Annotated in this window: 23 protein-coding genes; 19 read left to right on the top strand and 4 right to left on the bottom strand. The window is 67.1% G+C overall.

Annotated elements, in window-relative coordinates; translation table 11 throughout:
* The 11 genes from BW991_RS24330 to BW991_RS04975 form a co-directional block, all read left to right on the top strand.
* On the top strand, positions 1-2,745 hold a 2,745-nt coding region (locus BW991_RS24330), incomplete at its 5' end, for a calcium-binding protein (RefSeq protein ID WP_483188940.1).
* A gap of 143 nt (positions 2,746-2,888) precedes the next feature.
* Complete coding sequence (locus BW991_RS05020) at positions 2,889-3,362, top strand: glycine zipper 2TM domain-containing protein (RefSeq protein ID WP_076600965.1); 474 nt, start codon at positions 2,889-2,891, stop codon at positions 3,360-3,362.
* Between the two features lie 185 nt (positions 3,363-3,547).
* Positions 3,548-4,054, top strand: a complete 507-nt coding sequence (locus BW991_RS05015) for a GNAT family N-acetyltransferase (RefSeq protein WP_076600964.1) — start codon at positions 3,548-3,550, stop codon at positions 4,052-4,054.
* Between the two features lie 238 nt (positions 4,055-4,292).
* Positions 4,293-4,817: a SoxR reducing system RseC family protein gene (locus tag BW991_RS05010; RefSeq protein WP_076600963.1), complete on the top strand. Its 525-nt coding sequence runs from the start codon at positions 4,293-4,295 to the stop codon at positions 4,815-4,817.
* Positions 4,814-5,395: an electron transport complex subunit RsxA gene (gene rsxA / locus BW991_RS05005; RefSeq protein ID WP_076600962.1), complete on the top strand. Its 582-nt coding sequence runs from the start codon at positions 4,814-4,816 to the stop codon at positions 5,393-5,395. The genes BW991_RS05010 and rsxA overlap by 4 nt, the downstream gene beginning before the upstream one ends.
* A gap of 12 nt (positions 5,396-5,407) precedes the next feature.
* Entirely contained in the window at positions 5,408-5,938 is a 531-nt protein-coding gene (locus tag BW991_RS05000; protein ID WP_076600961.1) for an RnfABCDGE type electron transport complex subunit B, read from the top strand.
* Between the two features lie 13 nt (positions 5,939-5,951).
* Entirely contained in the window at positions 5,952-7,499 is a 1,548-nt protein-coding gene (gene rsxC, locus BW991_RS04995) for an electron transport complex subunit RsxC (protein ID WP_084204961.1), read from the top strand.
* The gene (locus BW991_RS04990) at positions 7,496-8,581 is read left to right on the top strand and encodes an RnfABCDGE type electron transport complex subunit D (RefSeq protein WP_076600960.1); all 1,086 of its coding nucleotides are present in this window, start codon (positions 7,496-7,498) and stop codon (positions 8,579-8,581) included. Before rsxC ends, BW991_RS04990 begins: the two co-directional genes overlap by 4 nt.
* Positions 8,578-9,213, top strand: coding sequence for an electron transport complex subunit RsxG (gene rsxG, locus BW991_RS04985; protein ID WP_076600959.1), 636 nt, complete (start codon positions 8,578-8,580; stop codon positions 9,211-9,213). Before BW991_RS04990 ends, rsxG begins: the two co-directional genes overlap by 4 nt.
* Positions 9,210-9,875 (top strand): electron transport complex subunit E, encoded by a 666-nt coding sequence (locus tag BW991_RS04980; protein WP_076600958.1) that lies wholly within the window; start codon positions 9,210-9,212, stop codon positions 9,873-9,875. The genes rsxG and BW991_RS04980 overlap by 4 nt, the downstream gene beginning before the upstream one ends.
* Before the next feature lie 12 nt (positions 9,876-9,887).
* Positions 9,888-10,181: an RnfH family protein gene (locus BW991_RS04975; protein ID WP_076600957.1), complete on the top strand. Its 294-nt coding sequence runs from the start codon at positions 9,888-9,890 to the stop codon at positions 10,179-10,181.
* A 70-nt stretch (positions 10,182-10,251) separates the two neighbouring features.
* Here BW991_RS04975 and yghU read toward each other — a convergent pair whose 3' ends face one another.
* Positions 10,252-11,130, bottom strand: coding sequence for a glutathione-dependent disulfide-bond oxidoreductase (gene yghU / locus BW991_RS04970; RefSeq protein WP_076600956.1), 879 nt, complete (start codon positions 11,128-11,130; stop codon positions 10,252-10,254).
* A gap of 89 nt (positions 11,131-11,219) precedes the next feature.
* Between yghU and BW991_RS04965 the strand changes: the two genes are divergently transcribed.
* Positions 11,220-11,687 (top strand): hypothetical protein, encoded by a 468-nt coding sequence (locus tag BW991_RS04965; protein ID WP_076600955.1) that lies wholly within the window; start codon positions 11,220-11,222, stop codon positions 11,685-11,687.
* A 49-nt stretch (positions 11,688-11,736) separates the two neighbouring features.
* Here BW991_RS04965 and BW991_RS04960 read toward each other — a convergent pair whose 3' ends face one another.
* The 3 genes from BW991_RS04960 to BW991_RS04950 are packed head-to-tail and all read right to left on the bottom strand — an operon-like array spanning position 11,737 to position 15,534.
* Positions 11,737-12,768 carry an XdhC family protein gene (locus BW991_RS04960; protein WP_076600954.1) on the bottom strand — a complete coding sequence of 344 codons (1,032 nt, stop codon included), beginning with the start codon at positions 12,766-12,768 and terminating at the stop codon, positions 11,737-11,739.
* Positions 12,769-12,808: 40 nt separating this feature from the next.
* Positions 12,809-15,049 (bottom strand): xanthine dehydrogenase family protein molybdopterin-binding subunit, encoded by a 2,241-nt coding sequence (locus BW991_RS04955; protein WP_076600953.1) that lies wholly within the window; start codon positions 15,047-15,049, stop codon positions 12,809-12,811.
* A gap of 11 nt (positions 15,050-15,060) precedes the next feature.
* Positions 15,061-15,534, bottom strand: a complete 474-nt coding sequence (locus tag BW991_RS04950) for a (2Fe-2S)-binding protein (protein ID WP_076600952.1) — start codon at positions 15,532-15,534, stop codon at positions 15,061-15,063.
* Positions 15,535-15,754: 220 nt separating this feature from the next.
* Here BW991_RS04950 and BW991_RS04945 point away from each other — a divergent pair, with 220 nt between their 5' ends.
* The 7 genes from BW991_RS04945 (at position 15,755) to BW991_RS04915 (ending at position 21,011) form a co-directional block, all read left to right on the top strand.
* Entirely contained in the window at positions 15,755-16,720 is a 966-nt protein-coding gene (locus BW991_RS04945; protein ID WP_076600951.1) for a LysR family transcriptional regulator, read from the top strand.
* Positions 16,721-17,045: 325 nt separating this feature from the next.
* Positions 17,046-17,648, top strand: coding sequence for an NAD(P)H:quinone oxidoreductase (wrbA, locus tag BW991_RS04940; protein ID WP_076600950.1), 603 nt, complete (start codon positions 17,046-17,048; stop codon positions 17,646-17,648).
* A 203-nt stretch (positions 17,649-17,851) separates the two neighbouring features.
* Complete coding sequence (locus BW991_RS04935) at positions 17,852-18,208, top strand: PA2779 family protein (protein ID WP_076600949.1); 357 nt, start codon at positions 17,852-17,854, stop codon at positions 18,206-18,208.
* Position 18,209: 1 nt separating this feature from the next.
* The gene (locus BW991_RS04930) at positions 18,210-19,139 is read left to right on the top strand and encodes a PA2778 family cysteine peptidase (protein ID WP_076600948.1); all 930 of its coding nucleotides are present in this window, start codon (positions 18,210-18,212) and stop codon (positions 19,137-19,139) included.
* A gap of 37 nt (positions 19,140-19,176) precedes the next feature.
* Positions 19,177-19,680, top strand: a complete 504-nt coding sequence (locus BW991_RS04925) for a hypothetical protein (RefSeq protein WP_076600947.1) — start codon at positions 19,177-19,179, stop codon at positions 19,678-19,680.
* Positions 19,681-19,845: 165 nt separating this feature from the next.
* Positions 19,846-20,325, top strand: coding sequence for an NUDIX hydrolase (locus tag BW991_RS04920; protein WP_076601017.1), 480 nt, complete (start codon positions 19,846-19,848; stop codon positions 20,323-20,325).
* On the top strand, positions 20,319-21,011 hold the full coding sequence (locus BW991_RS04915) for an HAD family hydrolase (RefSeq protein WP_076600946.1): 693 nt from the start codon (positions 20,319-20,321) through the stop codon (positions 21,009-21,011). Before BW991_RS04920 ends, BW991_RS04915 begins: the two co-directional genes overlap by 7 nt.
* Positions 21,012-21,017: the final 6 nt, after the last annotated feature.

Genomic DNA, 21,017 nt, shown 5'->3' with positions numbered 1-21,017 from the left:
GGCAATGACCGCCTCGACGGTGGCGCCGGTGCCGACACCTACGTGCTCGCCGCCGGCGGCGGCTCCGACTCCATCATGGACGGTGGCGCCTACTGGATGGAACAGAACCGCATCGTCACCGCCCCGACCGTCGACCCGGGCCAGGTGATGCTCGTGCGCGAGCCCGGCGGCTACGACCAGTACGGCCAGTGGACGGGCGAGCAGTACGTGCTGCGCCTGCTCGGCTCGCACGACGAGCTGCGCTTCAACCCGGGCACGATCCAGGAGATCCAGTTCGGCGACGGCACGGTGTGGGACCAGTTCGCCATCGACCAGGCGGCGATGCAGACGCAGCTGCAGCAAGGCAGCTCGGGCAACGACTGGCTGTGGGGCACGGACGGGCAGGACGTGCTGCTGGGTGGCGCGGGCGACGACCAGCTGCAGGGCAACGGCGGCAACGACGTGCTCGACGGCGGAGCGGGCAATGACCGCCTCGACGGCGGCGCCGGTGCCGACACCTACGTGCTCGCCGCCGGCGGCGGCTCCGACATCATCCTGGACGGGCCCGCTACTTGGTCGGTACAGAGCCGCATCATCACCGCGCCCACCATCGACCCGGGTCAGGTGACGTTGCTGTATCGACCCGGTACCTTCGACCCCTTCCTCAGCAGCCCGCAGTCCGAACAATATATTCTGCGTATTGTCGGAACGAACGACGAACTGCGCTTTGCGCCCGACACGATCCAGGAGATCCAGTTCGGTGACGGCACGGTGTGGAACGCACAAATGATCTCGATGATGGCCGTGACGGACGTCAATGATCCGCCCACCGGAGAGGTCACGATCAGCGGTGCGCCGGTGCAGGGTGAAACGCTCGTTGCATCCAATACCCTGACGGATGCGGACGGTATGAGCGAGATCCACTACCAGTGGCATGCCGACGGTGTCGCGATCGACGGTGCGGTCGAAAATACCTACACCCTGTCGCAGGTTGATGTGGGCAAGACCATCACCGTCACCGCCTCGTACATGGATAGTTTCGGAACGCAGGTGAGCGTGATCGGCTTCGCGATGTCGCCGGTCGCGAACCTCAACGATTTGCCGAGCGGTGAGGTTATTGTCATGGGCGAGGCGGTGCAGGGGCAGACCCTGACCGCATTCCACAACCTCGCGGACGCCGACGGCCTGGGCGCACTCGGCTACCAGTGGAGTGTGGACGGCGCGGCGATTGCAGGTGCCAACGAGAGCAGCTACACCCTCAAGCAGGGTGACGTGGGCAAGAACGTCGCGGTCACCGTGAGTTATGTGGATGGCTTCGGCGCTGCGGAAAGCATCGCGAGCGCGCCAACGGTTCCGGTTGCGAACATCAACGACCTGCCGACCGGAGAGGTCACGATCGATGGAATCGCCATGCAGGGCCAGACCCTGACGGCGACCAGCAACTTGGCCGATGAAGACGGAATCGGACTGCTTCGCTACCAGTGGAGCGTGGACGGTGCCGCAATCGCCGGCGCGACGGAAAGCAGTTACACGCTTGCCGCAAGTGACGTGGGCAGGAGCATTTCCGTCACGGCCAGCTATGTCGATAGTTTCGGTACGACGGAAAGCGTCAATAGTCTCGCCACGGCCCCCGTGCTGCCCATCCCGAATCTCACCCTGACCGGTTCCAGCGGCAACGACGCGATCTACGGCGATGGCGGCCACGACAGCCTCACCGGTCTTGGCGGGAGCGACACGCTGTACGGGCTCGACGGCAACGACATGCTGGATGGCGGAGTGGGAACGGACAATCTGCTGGGCGGGGAGGGCTCCGACCTGTATGTGATCAACCTCGCGTCGGATCATCCCGCAGCGGAAATCTCCGACACGGGCACGACGGGTACGGACGAAGTCCGCTTCACGTCGGCTTCCGCGAGCACATTGAAGCTCTATGCGTCGGACACCGGCATCGAGAAGGTCGTCGCAGGTACCGGCAGCGAGGCCACGGCAAACACCTCGGGCACGACGGCCCTGAATGTCGATGCATCGGCAGTCCTGAACGGCCTGACGCTGGTCGGCAATGCGGGCGCCAATACCCTGACCGGTACCGCCTACAACGACATGCTCGACGGGGGCGCCGGTGCGGACAGGTTGACCGGCGGATACGGCGATGACACTTACATCGTGGACACAATCAAGGATGCGGTTTCCGAGGGCAGCGTTTCGGGCGGATCGGACACGGTGGTGTCGAGCATCGGCTACACCCTGGGTACGAACGTCGAAGACCTCGTGCTGACGGGACAGGCCGGCTTGAGCGGAACGGGCAACTCGCTGGCGAACCGTCTGTCGGGCAGCGACGGTGCGGACACCCTGAAAGGGCTTGCCGGAAATGACGTGCTCCAGGGCGGCGCCGGGAATGACATGCTGGTCGGTGGCCTTGGGCTCGACGAGCTGACAGGTGGGGCGGGCGCGGATGTCTTCCGCTTCGAAAGCACCCTGGGCTCGACCAACATCGACACGCTGACGGACTTCGACGGCACGAGCGACGCGATCCAGCTGGAGAACCTGATCTTCAAGAAGCTTGCTGCGACCGGCAGCCTTGCGGCTGCGAACTTCGTCGCCAGCGCCGCGGGCGAGGCCGCCGATGCCAACGACTACGTGCTTTACAACGCGAGCACGGGCGGCCTGTACTACGATGCCGACGGCAACGGAGCAGGCGCAGCCGTTCAGGTCGCGACGCTGACCGGCGCCCCGACCCTTGACGCAGGGGACTTCATCGTCACGTGATGAGCGGGAAACGGCTCGCCGGCAGAAACCGGTCGGCGAGCCGCCATTCAGGCGTCTTACAAATCCACACAACGGCCAGTAACCTGCCGCCGCAGGGCGCGCGTTGATGAACTCATCGGCAGCGCTTTCATGTGGAGGTTACGATGGTCAAGTACTGGATCCCGGTTCTGATTGCCACGACGGTGATCAGCACCAATGCACTGGCTGGTCACGACTGGGACGACGACGAAAACTGCGACCGACGTCACCGCGTCGAGCGGATCGTCGAGCGGGATGTCTACGACGAGCCGCGAGTGGTCTACCGTGAGCGGCGGATCGTTTACCGCGAGCCGCGCGTGATCTATAGGGATCCTCCGCCCGTCTATCGCGAGCGCGTCGAGTATCGGGGCCGCACCGAGTATTACCCGCCCGAGCCTTACTATGAGGAGCGCTCCGATTCGTACCGCCGATACGACGACCAGCGGCGCGATCGCGTCGTGGGTCAGGCCGTCGGCGCCGTAGCCGGCGGGCTCATCGGCAACCAGATCGGCCGGGGCAGCGGCCGCGTCGCGGCGACCGCCGTGGGGGCCGTCGTCGGCGGCATCATCGGCGGGCAAGTCGCCGACTACGGCTACTGAACCCGGTCGGCCGGACCTTACCCACGTCCGGCCGGTTCCGTCCGCTCAGAGCACCTGCAACGCGGCGGCGATGGCCCTTCCTGCCTCCATCGTCGCGGGGCGCCACCATGTCCGGCGTCCGTAGGCCGTCCACGGGAACCGTCTCGATGGCCTTCAGGATGCCATGAGGGCTTATCTTTAACGCCATGACTACAACCATCCGGCCCGAAGCACCCTCCGACGAAGAGGCAATCGAGCAAGTCACTCGACGTGCTTTCCTCTCGCATCCATACAGCCATCAAACCGAGCAGTTCATCATCCGCGCCCTGCGGGCCGATCACGCGCTTTCAGTCTCGCTCGTCGCCGAAGAGGCCGGCCGCGTCGTGGGGCACATCGCGCTCTCGCCGGTAAGCATCAGTGATGGAGCTGTCGGCTGGTATGGACTCGGCCCGATTTCGGTCGAGCCGGAGTGGCAAGGCCGTGGTATCGGGCGGGCGCTGATGGAAAGAGGGCTTGCCGAGCTCAGCAGGATCGGCGCGAACGGCTGTGTGCTCGTCGGTGATCCGGCGTTCTATACCCGTTTCGGCTTTGCGAACAGTCCCGCGCTCGTGTTGGAGGGCGTCCCGCCCGAGTTCTTTCTTGCGCTATCGCTTGACACTGCTGCCGCTCACGGCAGCGTCCAATTCCATCCCGCATTTCAGGCAACGCGCTGACCTATAAGTCCGCCGGACTGTGCGAGGACGGCGCTGGGTCGCGCCACGCGACCGAGCCGGTTCGCGTGCAAGCCGGATCCGGTGGAACAGAGGCCGGAAGCGCAGGCCGCATGAGCGCGGCCGGCCCGGACTTTGGCGGATCAACCGTTCCTGATGTGCAAATTTATCGTGTGACAGTATTGACGAAGGTCCGGAGGAAATTGTATCGTTTGTAAAAGAAACTGTTTGATATCAACCAATGAGCCAAGGCTATCACTCTCCTGCGGAAAACTACGACCGGGGACTTCGACTTGTCGAAGCCGAGGCGCGTGTGGTCGCCATCGAAGGGCAGGTCGCCTGGCTTCAGCCCGAGCACCGTAGCGGATGCGGCGCGTGTGCGTCGGCCTCGCTGTGCGGGGCTGCGACGCTCGCGCGCGCGGCGGGGGGCGGCAGGGCGGGGCGCCTCGCGGCGCGCTGTGTTCCGGTCGCGGCCGACCGCCTTGCCGTCGGTGACAGGATCGTTGTCGGTCTGCGCGACGACGCGCTGGCGCGGGCAGCGCTGACGGCGTACGCGCTGCCGCTGGCGGTGATGCTCGGTGCCGCGCTCCTGGCGGAAATGGCGGGCGCCGGTGAGTCGATGACCGCCGTGGCGATGGCGGGCGGTCTGGCTGCGGGCCTCGCGCTTGCGCGGTGGGCCGGTGCGCGGGCGGCGGAGGGGCCGCGGGTGCTGCGCCACGCGAGCGCGCTTTCGGGCAGTACCGGCAACCAGGAGCGCGTGGCATGAACGAATATCTGCTGCTGCTCCTCTCGACCGCGCTCATCAACAACGTGGTCCTCGTGAAGTTTCTCGGCCTGTGTCCGACGATGGGTGTGTCGAAGAGCGTCGATGCCGCGCTGGGGATGGGGCTCGCGACCACCTTCGTGATCACGCTTGCCGCTGCGGCGAGCTGGATGCTCGAACACTGGCTGCTGGCGCCGTTCGACCTCGGCTTCCTGCGCATCCTGAGCTTCATCCTCGTCATCGCCGCCGCGGTGCAATTCACCGAGATGGCGATTCGCAAGACGAGCCCGGCGCTGTACGAGAGCCTCGGCATCTACCTGCCGCTGATCACGACGAACTGCGCGGTGCTGGGCGTGGCGCTGCTGAACGTGCAGCAGGGCTACGGCTTCGTGAAGAGCGTGCTGTTCGGCTTCGGCTCCGCGCTCGGTTTCACGATCGTCCTGCTCATCTTCGCGGGCCTGCGCGAACGCCTCGCGCTCGCCGGCGTGCCGGCCGCCTTCTCCGGGGCCCCCGCGGCCTTCATCACGATCAGTCTATTGAGCCTCGCCTTCATGGGCTTTTCCGGTCTCATCCCCGCCTGAGGAGATCACATCATGCTTGCCGCCATCCTCAGTCTCACGATCCTCGGCGCGGTGCTGGGAACGGTACTCGGATTCGCCAACCGCTTCTTCCAGGTGGAGGGCAATCCGCTCGTCGAGGAGATCGAGGCACTGATGCCCGGCTCGAACTGCGGCCAGTGCGGCTTTCCCGGCTGCGCCGGCGCCGCGGCGGCGATCGCGGCGGGCCAGGCGTCGCCGGCATGCTGCCCGCCCGGCGGGCGTTCGCTCGCGGTGACCATCGCGCAGCGCCTGGGCGTGAGCGTCGATCTGGGCGGGGCGGACGATCCGGGACCGCTGGTCGCCGAGATCGACGAATCGATCTGCATCGGCTGCACGCGCTGCATCCGCGCGTGTCCGACCGACGCGATTTTGGGCGGGCCCAAGCAGATCCACAACGTGATGCGCGATTCCTGCAGCGGCTGCGCGCAATGCATCGATCAATGCCCGACCGAGGCGATGGTGATGCAGCCGCTGCCGGTCACGCTGCAGCAGTGGTTCTGGCCGAAACCGGCGTTGCGGGGCTGAGGAGGAGCAGGACATGGGTATTCTCGATCGATTCCTGCGCACGGCGCGTTTCAGCGGCGGCGTGCATCCCGACGACCACAAGCGTCCCGCCGCGGACGCACCCTTGCGCGTGATGCCGCCGCCGGCCCGTCTTTACGTGCCACTGGTGCAGCACATCGGCAGCCCGGCGCGCGCCGTCGTCGCGGTGGGCGATCACGTCAGGAAGGGCCAGCGCATCGGCGAGCCGCAGGGCGCGGTGTCCGCGGCGATCCACGCGCCGACCTCCGGCCGCGTGATCGCGATCGGCGACATCGTCGCGCCGCATCCGTCCGGATTGCCGGTGCGGGGGATCACGATCGAGAGCGACGGGCGCGACGAATGGTGCGAGCTGGAAGCCTGCGACGATCCGTTCGCGCTCGATCCGGCGGAGATCGGCCGGCGCGTGGCGCGCGCGGGCGTTGTCGGACTCGGCGGCGCTGCGTTTCCGTCGGCGGTGAAGCTCTCGGGCGGACTCGGCGCGCGCGTCGAGCTGCTGATCATCAACGCGAGCGAGTGCGAGCCCTTCCTCTCCTGCGACGATCGCCTGATGCGCGACCGCGCGGCGGAGGCCGTCGACGGCATCGCGATCATGCTGCACGCGACCGGTGCGCGCGAGGCGCGGATCGGTATCGAAGACAACAAGCCGGAAGCGATCGCGGTGATGCGGGCGGCCGTTGCCGGGCACGCGCGCATCCGCGTCGAGGTGATCCCGACGCGCTATCCGATGGGTTCGGAGAAGCATCTCATCCTGGTCCTGACCGGGCGCGAGGTGCCGGCCGAAGGGCGTCCGTCCGATATCGGCGTCGTCGTGCATAACGTCGGTACCGCGGTGGCGGTGCGCAACGCAGTCCGGTTCGGGCGTCCGCTGGTGTCGCGCCTCGTCACCGTAAATGGCGCCTGCGTACGCGAACCGGGGAACGTCGAAGTGCCGATCGGCACGCTCGCCGGGGAGGTGCTCGCGTTCTGCGGCGGGCTGCGCGTCGATCATGGCGGCCCCGCGCGCCTGCTGCTGGGCGGGCCGATGACCGGGATGCAGGTACCCACGCTGGAAGTGCCGGTGATCAAGGGCACGGGCGGAATTCTGGTGCTCGATGCGGCGGAGGTGGGCGAGGGCGACGGCGGTCCGTGCATCCGCTGCGGTGATTGCATGCGGGCGTGCCCGGTCGGTCTCCTGCCGCTGGAGATCGCCGCACGGGTCCGTGTCGGCGAGGTCGATAAGGCCGCGGGCTTCGGCCTCGCGGACTGCATCGCCTGCGGATGCTGCGCCTACGTGTGTCCGTCGCGCATCCCGCTGGTGCAGTACTTCCACCATGCGAAGGGCGAACTCGCTGCGCGGACACGCGGCACGCAGCGCAATGAAACGATCCGCACCCTCACGCGGGCGAAAGCCGAGCGGCTCGAACGCGAGGAGCGCGACAAGGCCGAGGCGCTTGCCCGGCGCGCGGCCGCGTCCCTGGCAGCCGCAGCGGCTGCCAAGCAGTCGGCGCCGGTCACGGAGAAGGTTGCCGAGGACGCGAACGAGGAATCCGGAGTGTGCGCATGAGCGGTCGCGATCAATTCATGCCGGCGCCGGCTCCCCATGCCCATGCGGGAACGGACGTCGGGCGCACGATGCGTCGCGTGCAACTGGCGCTGCTGCCGGCGACCCTGTTCGGCTTCTGGCTCTTTGGTTGGCCAGCGGTACATCTGTTCGTGATCACGGTCGGGGCGTGCCTGCTCACGGAAGCGTTTTGCCAGCGTTTGCGCGGCTGCGAGAGCCGACTGTGGGACGGTTCGGCGCTGCTCACCGGCTGGCTGCTCGCACTCTCGCTGCCGCCGTGGGCGCCGGGCTGGATCGGTGCGCTCGGGGGTGTCATCGCAATTGCGATCGGCAAGCAGGTGTACGGCGGGCTTGGCCAGAACCTGTTCAATCCGGCGATGGTGGCGCGCGTTGCGCTGCTGGTGTCCTTCCCGGTGGCGATGACCCATTGGGTGGCGCCGCTGCCGCTCGGGTCGGCGGGTGCGCCTGGTTTCATGGAAGGCCTGCACATCACGCTGGGGACGCTGCCGGTGCCCGATGCGGTGACCTCGGCCTCGCTCCTCGGCCATGCCAAGACCGAGCTGTCGCGCGGCATCGACCTCGCGCAGGCGCTCGATGCGGCCGGCGGGGCGCTTGCGGCGTGGCATGGTGTCCGCGCGGGCAGCCTCGGCGAGACCGGTGCGTTGCTGCTGCTTCTGGGCGGACTCTACCTGCTGGCGCGCGGCGTGATCCGCTGGCACATCCCGGTCTGCGTATTGGCCGGCGTTGCGCTGCCCGCCGTGGTGGCGCACGCGATCGATCCCGGCCACTACCTTTCCGCGACGACGCATCTCGCCTCCGGCGCGGTCGTGCTGGGCGCGTTCTTCATCGCGACCGACTACGTCACCTCGCCGAACACGGCGTCCGGGCAACTGCTCTACGGCATCGGCATCGGCCTGTTGACCTGGATCATCCGCAGCTGGGGCGGCTATCCCGAAGGGATCGCCTTCGCGGTGCTGCTGTTCAATGCGCTGACGCCGGTCATCGACCGCTATTGCCGCCCGCGGATCCTGGGGCGGACGCGGCGCGGTGCGCCGATCCGGGCGACGCAAGGGAGTGCCGAATGAGTGTTCCAGAGACCCCGGGCGGCATCGCCGCGATCCGCGAGCGGCTCGGCTACCAGCCCGTCCTGCTTGCCGTGTCGGCCCTGCTGGCCGGCGCTGCGCTGACGTGGGCGCATGGTGCGACGAAGGCGCCCATTGCCGCCGCCGAAGCGACTGATCTGCGTAACACCCTCGCGCAGGTCATGCCCGAAGGTTTCGCCGACAACGACCTGTTGGCGGATGTGGTGGAGGTCGACGGCGCGCGCGGGGCGGTGCGGGTGCACGTCGCCCGTCGCGCGGGCGCTGCCGTGGGCGCCGTCTTCCGTATGGCGGAGCGTGGCTACGCCGGCGAGGTGGCGCTGCTGATGGCTGTCGATGCGGACGGCCGCGTTCTCGGCGTGCGCGTGCTGAAACACGCAGAGACACCCGGGCTGGGCGACAAGATCGACCGCGCGAAGTCGCCGTGGATCGACGGCTTCGCCGGCAAGTCGCTCGCCGAACCGGTGCCTGCGCAATGGGCCGTGAAGAAGGACGGCGGCGTGTTCGACGCCTTCGCGGGGGCGACGATCACGCCGCGTGCGGTGGTGAAGGCGGTCCGTTCCGGGCTGGAATTCTTCTCGGCGCAGCGCGCCGAAATCCTGGGAGGTCGCTCATGAGCCACGCACGCATCCTGCGCGAGGGGCTGTGGGGGAACAACGTCGTGTTCTCGCAGATGCTCGCGCTGTGCCCGACTATGGCGGTGACGACCTCCGGCACCAACGCGCTCGCGATGGGCCTGGCGACTACCGCGGTACTGGTCGTGTCGAACATGCTCGTATCGCTCATCCGCGACGTGGTCAGCACCCAGGTCCGCATCCCCGTCTTCGTCGTGCTGATCGCGACGCTGGTGACGATCGTCGATCTCGCGCTGAATGCGTGGGCGCACGAGCTGTACAAGGTGCTGGGGCTCTTCATCGCACTCATCGTGGTCAATTGCGCGATCCTCGGGCGCGCGGAAGCGTTCGCGAGCAAGAACGGCGTCGCGGCCTCCGCCGTCGACGGCTTGGCGACCGGACTCGGCTTCACGCTGGCGCTGACCGTGATCGGGCTGATCCGCGAGGTTTTCGGTGCGGGGACGCTGTTCGCGCAGGCGAGCCTGTTGCTCGGCCCGAGCTTCGCGTTCCTCGAAATGCGCGTGCCGGCCTACGAGGGCGCCTTGCTGATGATCCTGCCGCCCGGAGGTTTCGCCGTGCTCGGGCTGCTCCTCGCTGCGAAGCGCGTGTTCGAGGGCCGGCGGCGTGCGGACGCAGTGGCGTCCGTGCCCGCGGCGGCAAGCTGAAGGAGGTCGTCGATGCAGATCGTGGTGGCTTATTCGGAACCGGGGCAGCAGGTGTCGCTGAAGCTCGAACTGCCCGAAGGCAGCAACGTGAAGGCTGCCATCGAGCGTTCGGGCATTCTCGGACTTTTCCCGCACATCGACCTCGCAGTGCAGAAGGTCGGCGTCTACGCGCGTGTCGTCAAACTGGACGCCGCCCTCAAGGACGGCGACCGGGTCGAGATCTATCGTCCGATCACCTGCGATCCCAAGGCGGTGCCGGTGCGAAGGACGCGCAACAACTCGGAAACGTCCGACGCCGTGGCCTGAGCGGGCGTCGCCGGCGGTCGGCGGTGTCGGGCAATGTGCCGGATCGGCGCGGCGCGGACGGAGCCGTCCCTCAGCCGTCTTCGCCCGTCGCGAGCTTGTCCTGCGTGCGGTACTCGAAGTCGCTCGCGTCGTGCCGCTCGTGCAGCTGCTCGCCCGGCTCGCCCCAGGTGCGATTGACCTTGCGGCCGCGCTGCACGGCCGGCCGTTGGGCAATCTCCTGTGCCCAGCGCAGGACATGCATGTAGGTGCTTGCGTCGAGGAACTCCGCCGCCTCGTACACGTGATTCAGCACCAGCCCGCCGTACCACGGCCAGATCGCGATGTCGGCGATGGTGTAGTCGTCGCCGGCGATGTAGCGCCGCTCGGCCAGCTGGCGGTTCAGTACGTCGAGCTGGCGTTTCGCCTCCATCGCATAGCGGTTGATCGGGTACTCGTATTTCTCCGGCGCATAGGCATAGAAATGGCCGAAGCCGCCGCCGAGGAGGGGCGCGCTGCCCATCTGCCAGAACAGCCACGACAGGCACTCGGTGCGCGCAGCCAGGCCCTTGGGGAGGAAGGCGTCGAACTTCTCCGCGAGGTAAAGCAGGATCGAGCCGGACTCGAACACGCGGATCGGCGGGGTGACGCTGCGGTCGAGCAGGGCGGGGATCTTGGAGTTGGGATTCACCGCGACGAAGCCGCTGCCGAACTGCTCGCCCTCGGTGATGCGGATCAGGTGGGCGTCGTACTCGGCCCCGGCGATACCGCGCTCGAGCAGCTCCTCCAACATGATCGTGACCTTCACGCCGTTCGGCGTTGCCAGCGAGTAGAGCTGCAGCGGGTGCTTGCCGACAGGAAGCGCCTTTTCGTGCGTCGGGCCCGCGATCGGGCGGTTGATGTTGGCGAACTTGCCGCCGCTGGGTGCTTCCCATTTCCAGACTTTCGGCGGTGTGTAGGTGTTGTCGCTCATCGGAATGTCCTCAAACCTTCAGCTCGGATGCGGAAGTCCTGCAGCGCTTCGCATTTAGAATATCGAATCTTCATCGACACCGTGCTCCAATGAAAATTCCGTCGTCCGCATTTCTCGTGCTCATGCTGTGCTCGGCCCCCGCGCTGGCGCAGGAGACGTCCGCCGCGAAGCCCGCCTCGAGGCGCATGGCGCCCGTGCCGTTCAAGGGGGTGGATTACAGCGGCGTCTATGACTGCCGCGGCATGGACAGCCGCGAAGGGCCGTACAACGGCGTCGTGACGCTGGAACTGGTGCCGTCCCAGAGCCACGGCGAGTACGGGGCTTATCGCTTCAAGCTCGAGGTGTCCGGATACGGCGAGTACCCCGGCCAGGCTGCGACGAAGGGCCGGGAGATGGGCATCTACTTCGCGAACACCGACCCGGCGCCCAAGGATTACGGTACCGGGATCGCGTCGTTCGCGAAGGGCAAGAACGGCAAGTGGACCTTCACCAAGTACTACTACGAGCCCGAATTCAAGGGCGGAAACTTCGGAACGGAGACCTGCTTCCAGCGCTAGGCGTGGTCTGCGGTGGCGCGACGGGTTTCCGATCCTTCTCTTCGCCCCGTCACACCCCGCATCCCGCTTCGACCGGCGTCGATTGCCCGGACTTGCCCGTATCGACGCGGGCCTGCGCCGGCAGCGCGACGCCGTTCTTCACCGCGACCACTTCCGCCATGATCGACAGCGCGATTTCGGCCGGGGTCTTGCTGCCGATGTAGAGTCCCGCCGGGCCGTGCAGGGACGCCAGTTCCGCCTCGGTCAGGCCGAAATGGGTGCCCAGCCGCTCGCGCCGCAATGACGTATTCCGTCGCGAACCGATGGCAGCAACATAGAAGGCGTCGGACCGCAGCGCATCGATCAGCGCGAGGTCGTCGAGCTTCGGGTCGTGCGTCAGCGCCACCACTGCGGTGCGCGCGTCGGGCTTGAGGCGCAGGATCAGGTCATCCGGCATCTCGCGGCTGATCCCGACGCCCGGCAGGGACCAGGCCGCGTGGCGTTCGATGCGCGGGTCGCAGACGATCACCTCGAATCCCAGGCCGAGCGCAATCTGGCACAGGAAACGCGACAGGTCGCCGGCGCCGATGACGATGATGCGGAACTGCGGCCCGAGATAGGTCGTGAGACGCCGTTCGTCCAGATGCGGCACGCCATCGCGGCGCCCGTCGCGCAACTCGACCCCGCCGGTGGCGAGATCGAGGATGCGTTCGACGCTGCGGCGCTGCTCGCACGCTGCCAGCAGTTCGTCCAGCCGGCTGTGCGGCGACACCGGTTCCAGCACCAGTTCGATGGTGCCGCCGCACGGCAGGCCGAAGCGGTGCGCCTCGTCGGCGGTGATGCCGTAGCGCTGCACGGTCGGCGCGAGGGCAGGGCAGGCCGCGTGGATGCCGCCGGCCCGGATGCGCTCGATCAGGTCGTCCTCGATGCAGCCGCCCGACACCGAACCGACGGTTGCCCCGTCGGCTTTGATCGCCATCAGCGAGCCGGGCGGGCGCGGCGACGAACCCCAGGTGCGGGCGACGGTGACCAGCACGACCGGCAGGCCGTCCGCCTGCCACGCGCACGCGGTGCGCAGAACCAGGGTGTCGAGATCTTCCATCGTGTTCCTCCGATGATGTCCGCGTACCGTCCGGGCGCGTTCAGGCGAGCTGGAAGGGCAGTTCGCGAATCGGCTGTCCCGTCAGCCGCGCGATCGCATTGGCGAAGGCCGGCGCCAGGGGCGGCAGGCCCGGCTCCCCCATGCCCGTGGGCGGTTCGGCGCTGGGGACGATGTGCACGTCGAACTCGGGCGCTTCGGTGATGCGTGCGACCGTGTAGGCGTCGAAGTTGCGTTGCTCGACCTCACCGTCCTTGAATGTGATCGCCGCACCCGGCAGGCACATCGACAGCGCCATCATCGCAGCCCCCTGCACCTGCGCTTCCACGCCGCGCGGATTCACGGCGAGATTGCAGTGTACGCCGGCGGTCACGCGGTGGAGCACCGGCCGGCCCTGCTGCAGCGAGGCTTCGACCACGTAAGCGACCACCGAGCTGAAGGACTCATGCACCGCCACGCCCCAGGCACGGCCTGCGGGCAGGCGCCGTTTGCCGTAGCCGCTCTTGTCCACCGCCAGTTGCAACGCGGCACGGTGGCGCGGGTGCTGGTCGCCGAAGAGCGCCAGGCGATAGGCGACCGGATCCTGCTGCGTCGCACGCGCGATCTCGTCGAGCAGCGTCTCCATCACGAAGGCAGTGTGGGTGGAGCCGACGCTGCGCCACCACAGTACCGGGACGTTGAGTTTCGGATGGTGGACGGTGAGGCGCATCGGCAGCGGATAGGGTTCGCGCATGCCTTCCACCGCGCTGCGGTCGACGCCGTTCTTGATCATGCCGCCCTCGAACGGCGTGCCCGCGGCGATCGACTGGCCGACCAGGACATGATCCCAGGCGAGGACGCGGCCGCGCCCGTCGAAGCCGATGCGTGCGCGGTGCAGATGCATGGGACGGTAATAGCCGCCGCGGATGTCGTCCTCGCGGCTCCATACCATGCGCACCGGCGCATCGAATCCGGCGGCGCGGGCCGCCTTGGCGATTTCGCAGGCCTCGACCACGTAGTCGCTCGAGCCGACCGCGCGGCGGCCGAAACCGCCGCCGGCCATCTGCACATGCACCTTGACCTGCTCGGGCTTCAGCCCGAACACGCGCGCCGCGGCCTGTCCGTCGATGCCGGGAAACTGGGTGCCGACCCACAGCTCGGCCCCGTCCGCGCCGATCCGCACGGTGCAGTTGAGCGGCTCCATCGGCGCGTGCGCGAGGTAGGGAAAGACGAACTCCGCTTCAATCCTGTGCGGCGCGTTATCGAGCGGCGTCATGTCCGCATCGAAATGGCGCGGACCGGGTTGCGCGGCGAGCTCGCGGTATTGTGCCAATTGGCGCGCGCTGTCGACGCGTTCGACGCCGGCCGTATCCCACTCCAGCGCCAGCGCCTCGCGACCCTGCTTCGCCGGCCAGTAGCCGTCGGCCAGCACCGCGACACCTTCGCCCCCGCGTTCAAGCGGGACGCGCAGCACCGCCTTCACCCCTTTGACGCGGCGCGCAGCCTTGTCGTCCACGGTGCGCAGCCTTGCGCCGAACACCGGCGGGTGTGCGATCACCGCGGTGAGCTGGCCCGGCAGGTGCACGTCGATGCCGAAGTCCTGCCGGCCGCTGCTCTTCGCTCCGCCATCGAGGCGGGGCGTCGCCCGTCCGATGAGGCGGAAATTCTTCGGGTCCTTGAGCGCGACGCGTGCGGGAACGGGCTGCGCCATCGCGGCTTCGGCCAGCTCGCCGTAACCAAGGCTGCGCCCGCCCGGGCCGAGCACCTTGCCCGATTCGGTGCGCAGCGCCGCCACGTCGACGTTCCAGCGCGCCGCGGCGGCGGAAAGGAGCATCGCGCGGGCGCGGGCGCCGAGCTCGCGGTACTGGACGAAGCTGTTCTTCACCGAATTGGAGCCGCCGGTGATGTGCATGCCGTAGGCCGGATCGGCATAGGCGGGGGAACTGTCGCCAAAGCGCGTCCGCACCTTGCTCCAGTCCGCGTCCAGCTCCTCGGCCAGGATCATCGGCAGGGCCGTCTGCACGCCCTGGCCGAACTCGAGGCGGTTGATCGCCACGGTCACCACCCCGTCGGCATCGATGTGAAGGAAGGCGGACGGCTGCTGCGTGGGCTTGAGGGATTCGGTCTTCGCGGCAGTACCTTGTGCTGCGGCTATCAGCGGAAAGGCGCCCAGCGCCAGGCCCCCCAGTCCGGTCAGTTTCAGGAAACTGCGGCGGGACATTGCGGCGTGCGGAGCGGGATCGTCACGCTGCAGCAGGTCGCGCAGGGCGGGCGGCAGTGGGTCGGGAAAGGTATCGGGCAGCATGTCGGTCTCTGTCAGGCAATCGTGCGGGCCGCGTCGGCGATGGCGGCGCGGATGCGGGCGTAGGTACCGCAGCGGCAGAGGTTGCCCGCCATCGCTGCGTCGATTTCTTCGGGCGTGGGCTGCTTGCCCTGCGGCAGCGACTTCAGGAACGCGGTGGCGCTCATGATCTGTCCGCTCTGGCAGTAGCCGCACTGGGCCACGTCGTGCTTGACCCAGGCGTCGCGCACGGCGGCGCCGATGCGGTCGCCGCCGTCGGTGGCCGCTTCGATGGTGGTGACCTTCTTGCCAGCCGCGGCGGAGATCGGGGTGATGCACGATCGGACGGCCTGACCGTCGAGATGCACCGTACAGGCGCCGCACAGCGCGGCGCCGCAGCCGAACTTGGTGCCGGTGAGACCCAGGGTGTCCCGCAGTGCCCACAGCAAGGGCGTGTCGGGCGCGACGTCGAGCGTGTGCTCGTGGCCGTTGATATCGAGAGTGATCATGGCGGTTCGATCCTGCATCAGTCGGATGTTGGGCGCGGCGGCACGGGTATTTACGGAGGCCAAAGCGGGGACGGGCGCGAGTCGGAGCTTCTTTTCTTGCCTGCCGTGAAGCTTATGGCGTGTATTGTTCATCGAATAGCGAGCAACATCTTGAACCACTAGCAAGCGAAACTTGCTAATCTCCCGTCGCCCGTTTCTGCTAACACCTTGGAGAGGTCGGATGCCGATCAACGAGATGCGCGCCATCAGCACCTTCACGAAGGCAGTGGAGCTGGGCAGCCTGCGCAAGGCCGCCGCAGCGCTGGGCGTGAGTCCGCAGGCCGCCAGCCAGGCCGTGGCGCAGCTCGAACAGCACCTCGGCGTGCGTCTGCTGCACCGTACCACCCGGCACATTGCGCTGACCGAGGAGGGGCGACAATTTCTGGAATCGGCCCAGCCCGCGATGGCGATGCTCGAACGCGCGCTGCGGCGGGTAACGGTTGCCAAGGATGAAATCGCCGGGCCCCTGCGCATCATCGCACCGCGATCGAGTTTCGCGTCGCTTCTGTGGCCGGTGATCAACGCGTTTTGCCAGCAACATCCGGACGTGCAGCCCGACCTCCATCTGGACGACCAGATCGCGAACTGGGTGCAGGAGCGCGCGGACGTGGGATTCCGGATCGGCTCGCCGCCGGAGGAGGGCCTGATCGCGCGCAAGCTCTTCGTGGTGCCGCTGATTATCTGCGCCGCCCCGGCATATCTCGAGCGCTACGGGGTTCCGAAGAGCCTGGACGAACTCTCGGCCCATCGGTGCAGCGTGTTTCGCCATCCGGCGACCGGCCTGGTCTATCCGTGGTTCCTGAAGATCGGCAACGAAGTGGTCCAGCGCGATTTTCCGCCGGCCCTGTCGACCAACGATGCCGAAACGGAACTGCAGGCGGTGCTCGACGGAATGGTGATCGGCCAACTCGCGGGTTTTTCCGCCGTGCCGCATTTGCGTGCCGGCCGTCTTGTGCCGCTGCTCACGCAGTACATGACCGACCACATGAGCGTCCACCTCTTTTACGGAAGCCGGCGCGCGCAACCAGCGCGGGTGCGCAAGTTCATCGACTTCGCGGTGGAGCGCCTGACGGACAGTCCGGACCATGTCCTCGGTGACAGCGAAATCCGCGACATGGCAGGAACGACGATCGGCCTCTCTTCGTAGGCGCGAATCGCGACCGCCCGGTCCGTAGCGCTTCCGAAGTGCCGTGCCAGGCGGGGCTGAATCGACCGAAGAGGGCAGTGCGTAGTCAATCGGTCTATCCGTGCGTCCTTACGTGTGGAGATGGACGCATTCGACTTCGCCTCGCTACACTGAAGCGGCACTCGACGGGCGCCGGGTCGAGACAATTTCCAGTACCTCGGAATGAATGCGGCAGGCACCGCGTTTACCGACCTGCCGGCATGACATCGATGAGACGCCCGGATGATGCATTCACGACGCTGGAACAGGCAGTTGAACGTATCCGATCGATAGATGAGGAGTTGTCATGGCCAAGGTTCTCGTTCTGTACTATTCATCCTACGGGCATATCGAAAAGATGGCCGCCGCGGTTGCCGAAGGCGTGCGCGACGCGGGCGCCGAAGTGACTATCAAGCGGGTTCCGGAGCTGGTTCCGGAAGAGATCGCGCGCAAGTCGGGCATGAAAGTCGATCAGGCCGCGCCGATCGCCACCGTCGCCGAACTTCCGGACTACGACGCGATCATCTTCGGTACGCCGACGCGCTTCGGCAACATGGCCTCGCAGATGCGCAACTTCCTCGATCAGACCGGGGGCCTGTGGATGTCCGGGGCGCTGATCGGCAAGGTCGGCAGCGTATTCGCCAGCACCGCCACGCAGCACGGCGGGCAGGAAACCACCATCACCAGCTTCCACACCACGCTGCTGCACCAGGGCATGGTGATCGTCGGTTGCCCGTATTCGGAAACGCGGCAGATGACCATGGACGAGATTACCGGCGGTAGCCCCTACGGCGCGACGACGCTGGCCGCGGGCGACGGTTCGCGCCAGCCGAGCGAGAACGAACTGGCGATCGCCCGCTTCCAGGGCAAGCACGTCGCCCAGATCGCCGCCAAGCTGGCTGCACGCTGATCGCGTAACACAAGCTTGCGCTGCTCGTGCAGCCGGAACCCCTTGCCGGTTTCGGTCGCACGGCCCACACCCGCAGTGTGCGGGCGCTCTTCGGAAGGGAGCAACGCGGGCGGGTTCTGAAAGGTTTCATGACAATTCCGCTGCAATCTTCACGGGCCAAGGGTGTCGAATGAGCACTTGTCCAGCTGGAGAAGGAGAAGATCATGAAGAAGAATTCCGCCCGACTCGCTCCGATCGCGCTACTCGCGCTTGCTGTCGGCTTCCATACACCGGCCCTGCGCGCCGAATTGGTGGCCACCCCGGACGTCGCCAGCCACGAATCCGCAGATGCCGACCGCGCCAAGGTTCAACGCTTCCTCGAACAGGCGACCGTCAAGGAACGGCTCCAGACCATGGGCGTGGACGGGATCGTCGCCGCCGACCGCGTTGCGGCCCTGGACCAGCAGGAAATCCATGCCCTCGCGCAACGCATCGACTCGATGCCGGCAGGGGGCAACATCACGACGATGGAGTGGATCCTCATCGTCCTCGTCGCGATCCTCGTGGTGATTGCGCTCTGATGTGAAACTTCCCGCATCTTGCCTGAGCGTTGCCGCAGCCCTGCTGCTGGCCGCCTGTGCGAGCCTTCCGCCGGGAGACTGGGGCAACCCGCCGGGTGACCCGTTCCCGGCGTGGGCCGAAAGGACGGATGCCCCGTTCCACCCGCAGGAGGAGTACCTGTGCGGCCCTGCCGCGCTGGCTACGGCCTTGGGTAGTGCCGGCATCCGGCGGGCGCCCGAGGATCTCGTAAATGAGGTCTACATTCCCGCCCGCCAGGGAAGCCTGCAGCCCGAGATGCTGGCCGCGGCGCGCCGCTCCGGTGCCGTGGCCTATCCTCTCGCCGCGGAACCGCAGGCGCTCCTGAAGGAACTGGCCGCGGGCCATCCGGTGGTGGTGCTGCAGAACCTCCGCCTCGATTGGGCGCCTCAGTGGCACTACGCGGTGGTGGTGGGCTACGACCTGCGCAGCCGCGAGGTGGTGCTGCGCTCGGGACGCGAGAAGCGCCTCGTCATGGACATCGACGCCTTCGACCGCAGCTGGGCGAAATCCGGGCGGTGGGCGTTCGTCGCGCTGCCGCCCGACCGGCTTCCCGCCACGGCCGCCGAAGCCGATTATGTGAACGCGGCGGTGGCGCTGGAACGGGTCGCCCCGGCTGCCGCCGAGGAGGCATACCGCACGGCACTCGGGCGGTGGCCGAACAATCTCGTCGCCCGCATGGGCCTCGGCAACATCGCATACGGCCGCGGCGACACCGAGTCGGCCGAATCCGCCTTCCGGCGGGCGGCGGCCGATCACCCGGATTCCGGCGATGCCTGGAACAACCTCGCCCAGATCCTGCATGAGCGGGGCCAGGCGCAGGCAGCGCGGGACGCGGCGGAACGTGCCGTGGCAACCGGCGGACCCCGGCTTCCGACGTATCGGCGCACCCTCCAATCAATCGCCGGCGGTTGACGGTCTGGTGCCCCGCCGTCTATCCAAGGATGTGCCTTTGAAAACGCTCATACGTGTGTTCTCGATCATTCACGGGCTAATGGCGCTGCTGTTCGCGTGCGCCGCGCTCGTGCTCATTGTTATTGCTGCACACATCGGCGGTACGGCCGTCGCCACGGGGCTGGACAGAATCGCAGCGCAAGGGGTCATCGAAGCGGTCGGCTTGTTGGCTGCTGCGGTCGTGGCGCTGCAGATCGCGCAGACCATTTCCGAGGAGGAGGTCATCCGTGACGCCCATATCAGCGGACCGACACGCGTACGGCGGTTCCTGTCGCGATTCATGGTGGTCGTGGTCGTCGCACTCGCAATCGAAGGACTCGTTGCGACGTTCAAGGGCGCGAACGAGGACCCGGTGCATCTGCTCTATGCGGCCGGCATAATTTTCGCCGTCGCGCTTCTCCTTGCCGGCTGGGGAGTATTCGTCCACTTCAACTGCCGTGCCGAAGCGCTGGAGCCGGAGGCAATGGCGGCAGCCAAGCGCGAGGACCGGAAACTCGAATAATCTGCGTCCCGACATGAAACGCGACGAAGTTGCGGTAATAATCGCGTTGTCCGCCCGATCGCTTGCCCGGCGGAGCATCTCGCCAATCAGAGCCGGTGCCGGCAAGGGGACCCGCCCGCAGGCCCATGGCTATTCATGCCGGACCGACAAACTGCGCCAATCGCCATGACAGCCAACAAACTCTCCTGCGGTCTGCTGGTCATCAATGAGCGGGCCGAACTGCTTCTCGGTCACTCGACGGGGAGCGGCCACTGGGATCTCCCCAAGGGGCTCATCGATGAAGGCGAAGATCCCGCGACTTGCGCACTCAGAGAGGCGCGGGAGGAATTCGGCCTCGAATTCACGCCCGATCGCCTCGTCGATCTCGGCCGCTGCGCGTACTACCGGGGCAAGGACTTGCACCTCTTCGCAGTCGGCACCACCTCAACCGAGACCCGTCCCGAGCTTTGCCGATGCACCAGCTACTTCGCACACTACTCGACCGGCCGGCAAGTGCCCGAAGTCGACGGCTTCGCGTGGATTGGCGATGCGCAGTTGCCGTCGGTGCTGGCACACAGCATGCGGAGACTGCTTCTGGACAAGGGGCTGCTCGCTCATGCACGAACGCTGGCCACGAGCCATGAGGTAAGCTCGCCCACATGTTGAACCTGCGAACAATCCGGGCCATTTCGCTCGATCTGGATGACACCCTGTGGCCCATCTGGCCCACCATCGAGCGCGCGGAGACGGTGCTCCATGAATGGCTCGCGCTCAACGCACCGATGACGGCGGCGCGGTTCGCCACTCCGCAGGCGTTGCGCGAGATCCGCAACGCGATGGAGCTGCAGCGGCCGGACCTTGCGCATGACCTTGCCGCATTGCGCCGCGAGTCGATCCGCGTCGCACTGTGCAGCGCGGGAGACGATCCTGCACTGGCGGAGCCCGCCTTCGAGCTCTTCTTCGCCGAGCGCCACAACGTGACCCTCTTTCCCGACGCGCTGCCCGCCCTGGAATTCCTGGCTGCGCGCTATCCGCTGGTGAGCCTCACCAACGGAAACGCCGAGCTCGGGCGTATCGGACTGGAGCCGTTCTTCGTCGCCAGCGTCGCCGCGATCAAGGTCGGGTTGTCCAAGCCCGATCCCCGGATCTTCCATGCCGCCGCCCAGGCGGCGGGAGTGCAGCCGGAGGAGGTGCTGCACGTGGGCGACGACGCGCTGCTGGACGTCCTCGGTGCGCGCAATTCCGGGATGCAGGCGGCCTGGCTCAACCGGACACAGGCGCTGTGGCCGCACGAAGAGCGGCCGGACCTGGAATTGTCGAGCCTGGGCGAGTTGTGCAATGCGCTGACATAAGGCGTT

This window comes from Aromatoleum tolulyticum (genome assembly GCF_900156155.1).
GTDB lineage: Bacteria > Pseudomonadota > Gammaproteobacteria > Burkholderiales > Rhodocyclaceae > Aromatoleum > Aromatoleum tolulyticum.
This window is presented reverse-complemented; position numbering and strand designations above follow the sequence as displayed.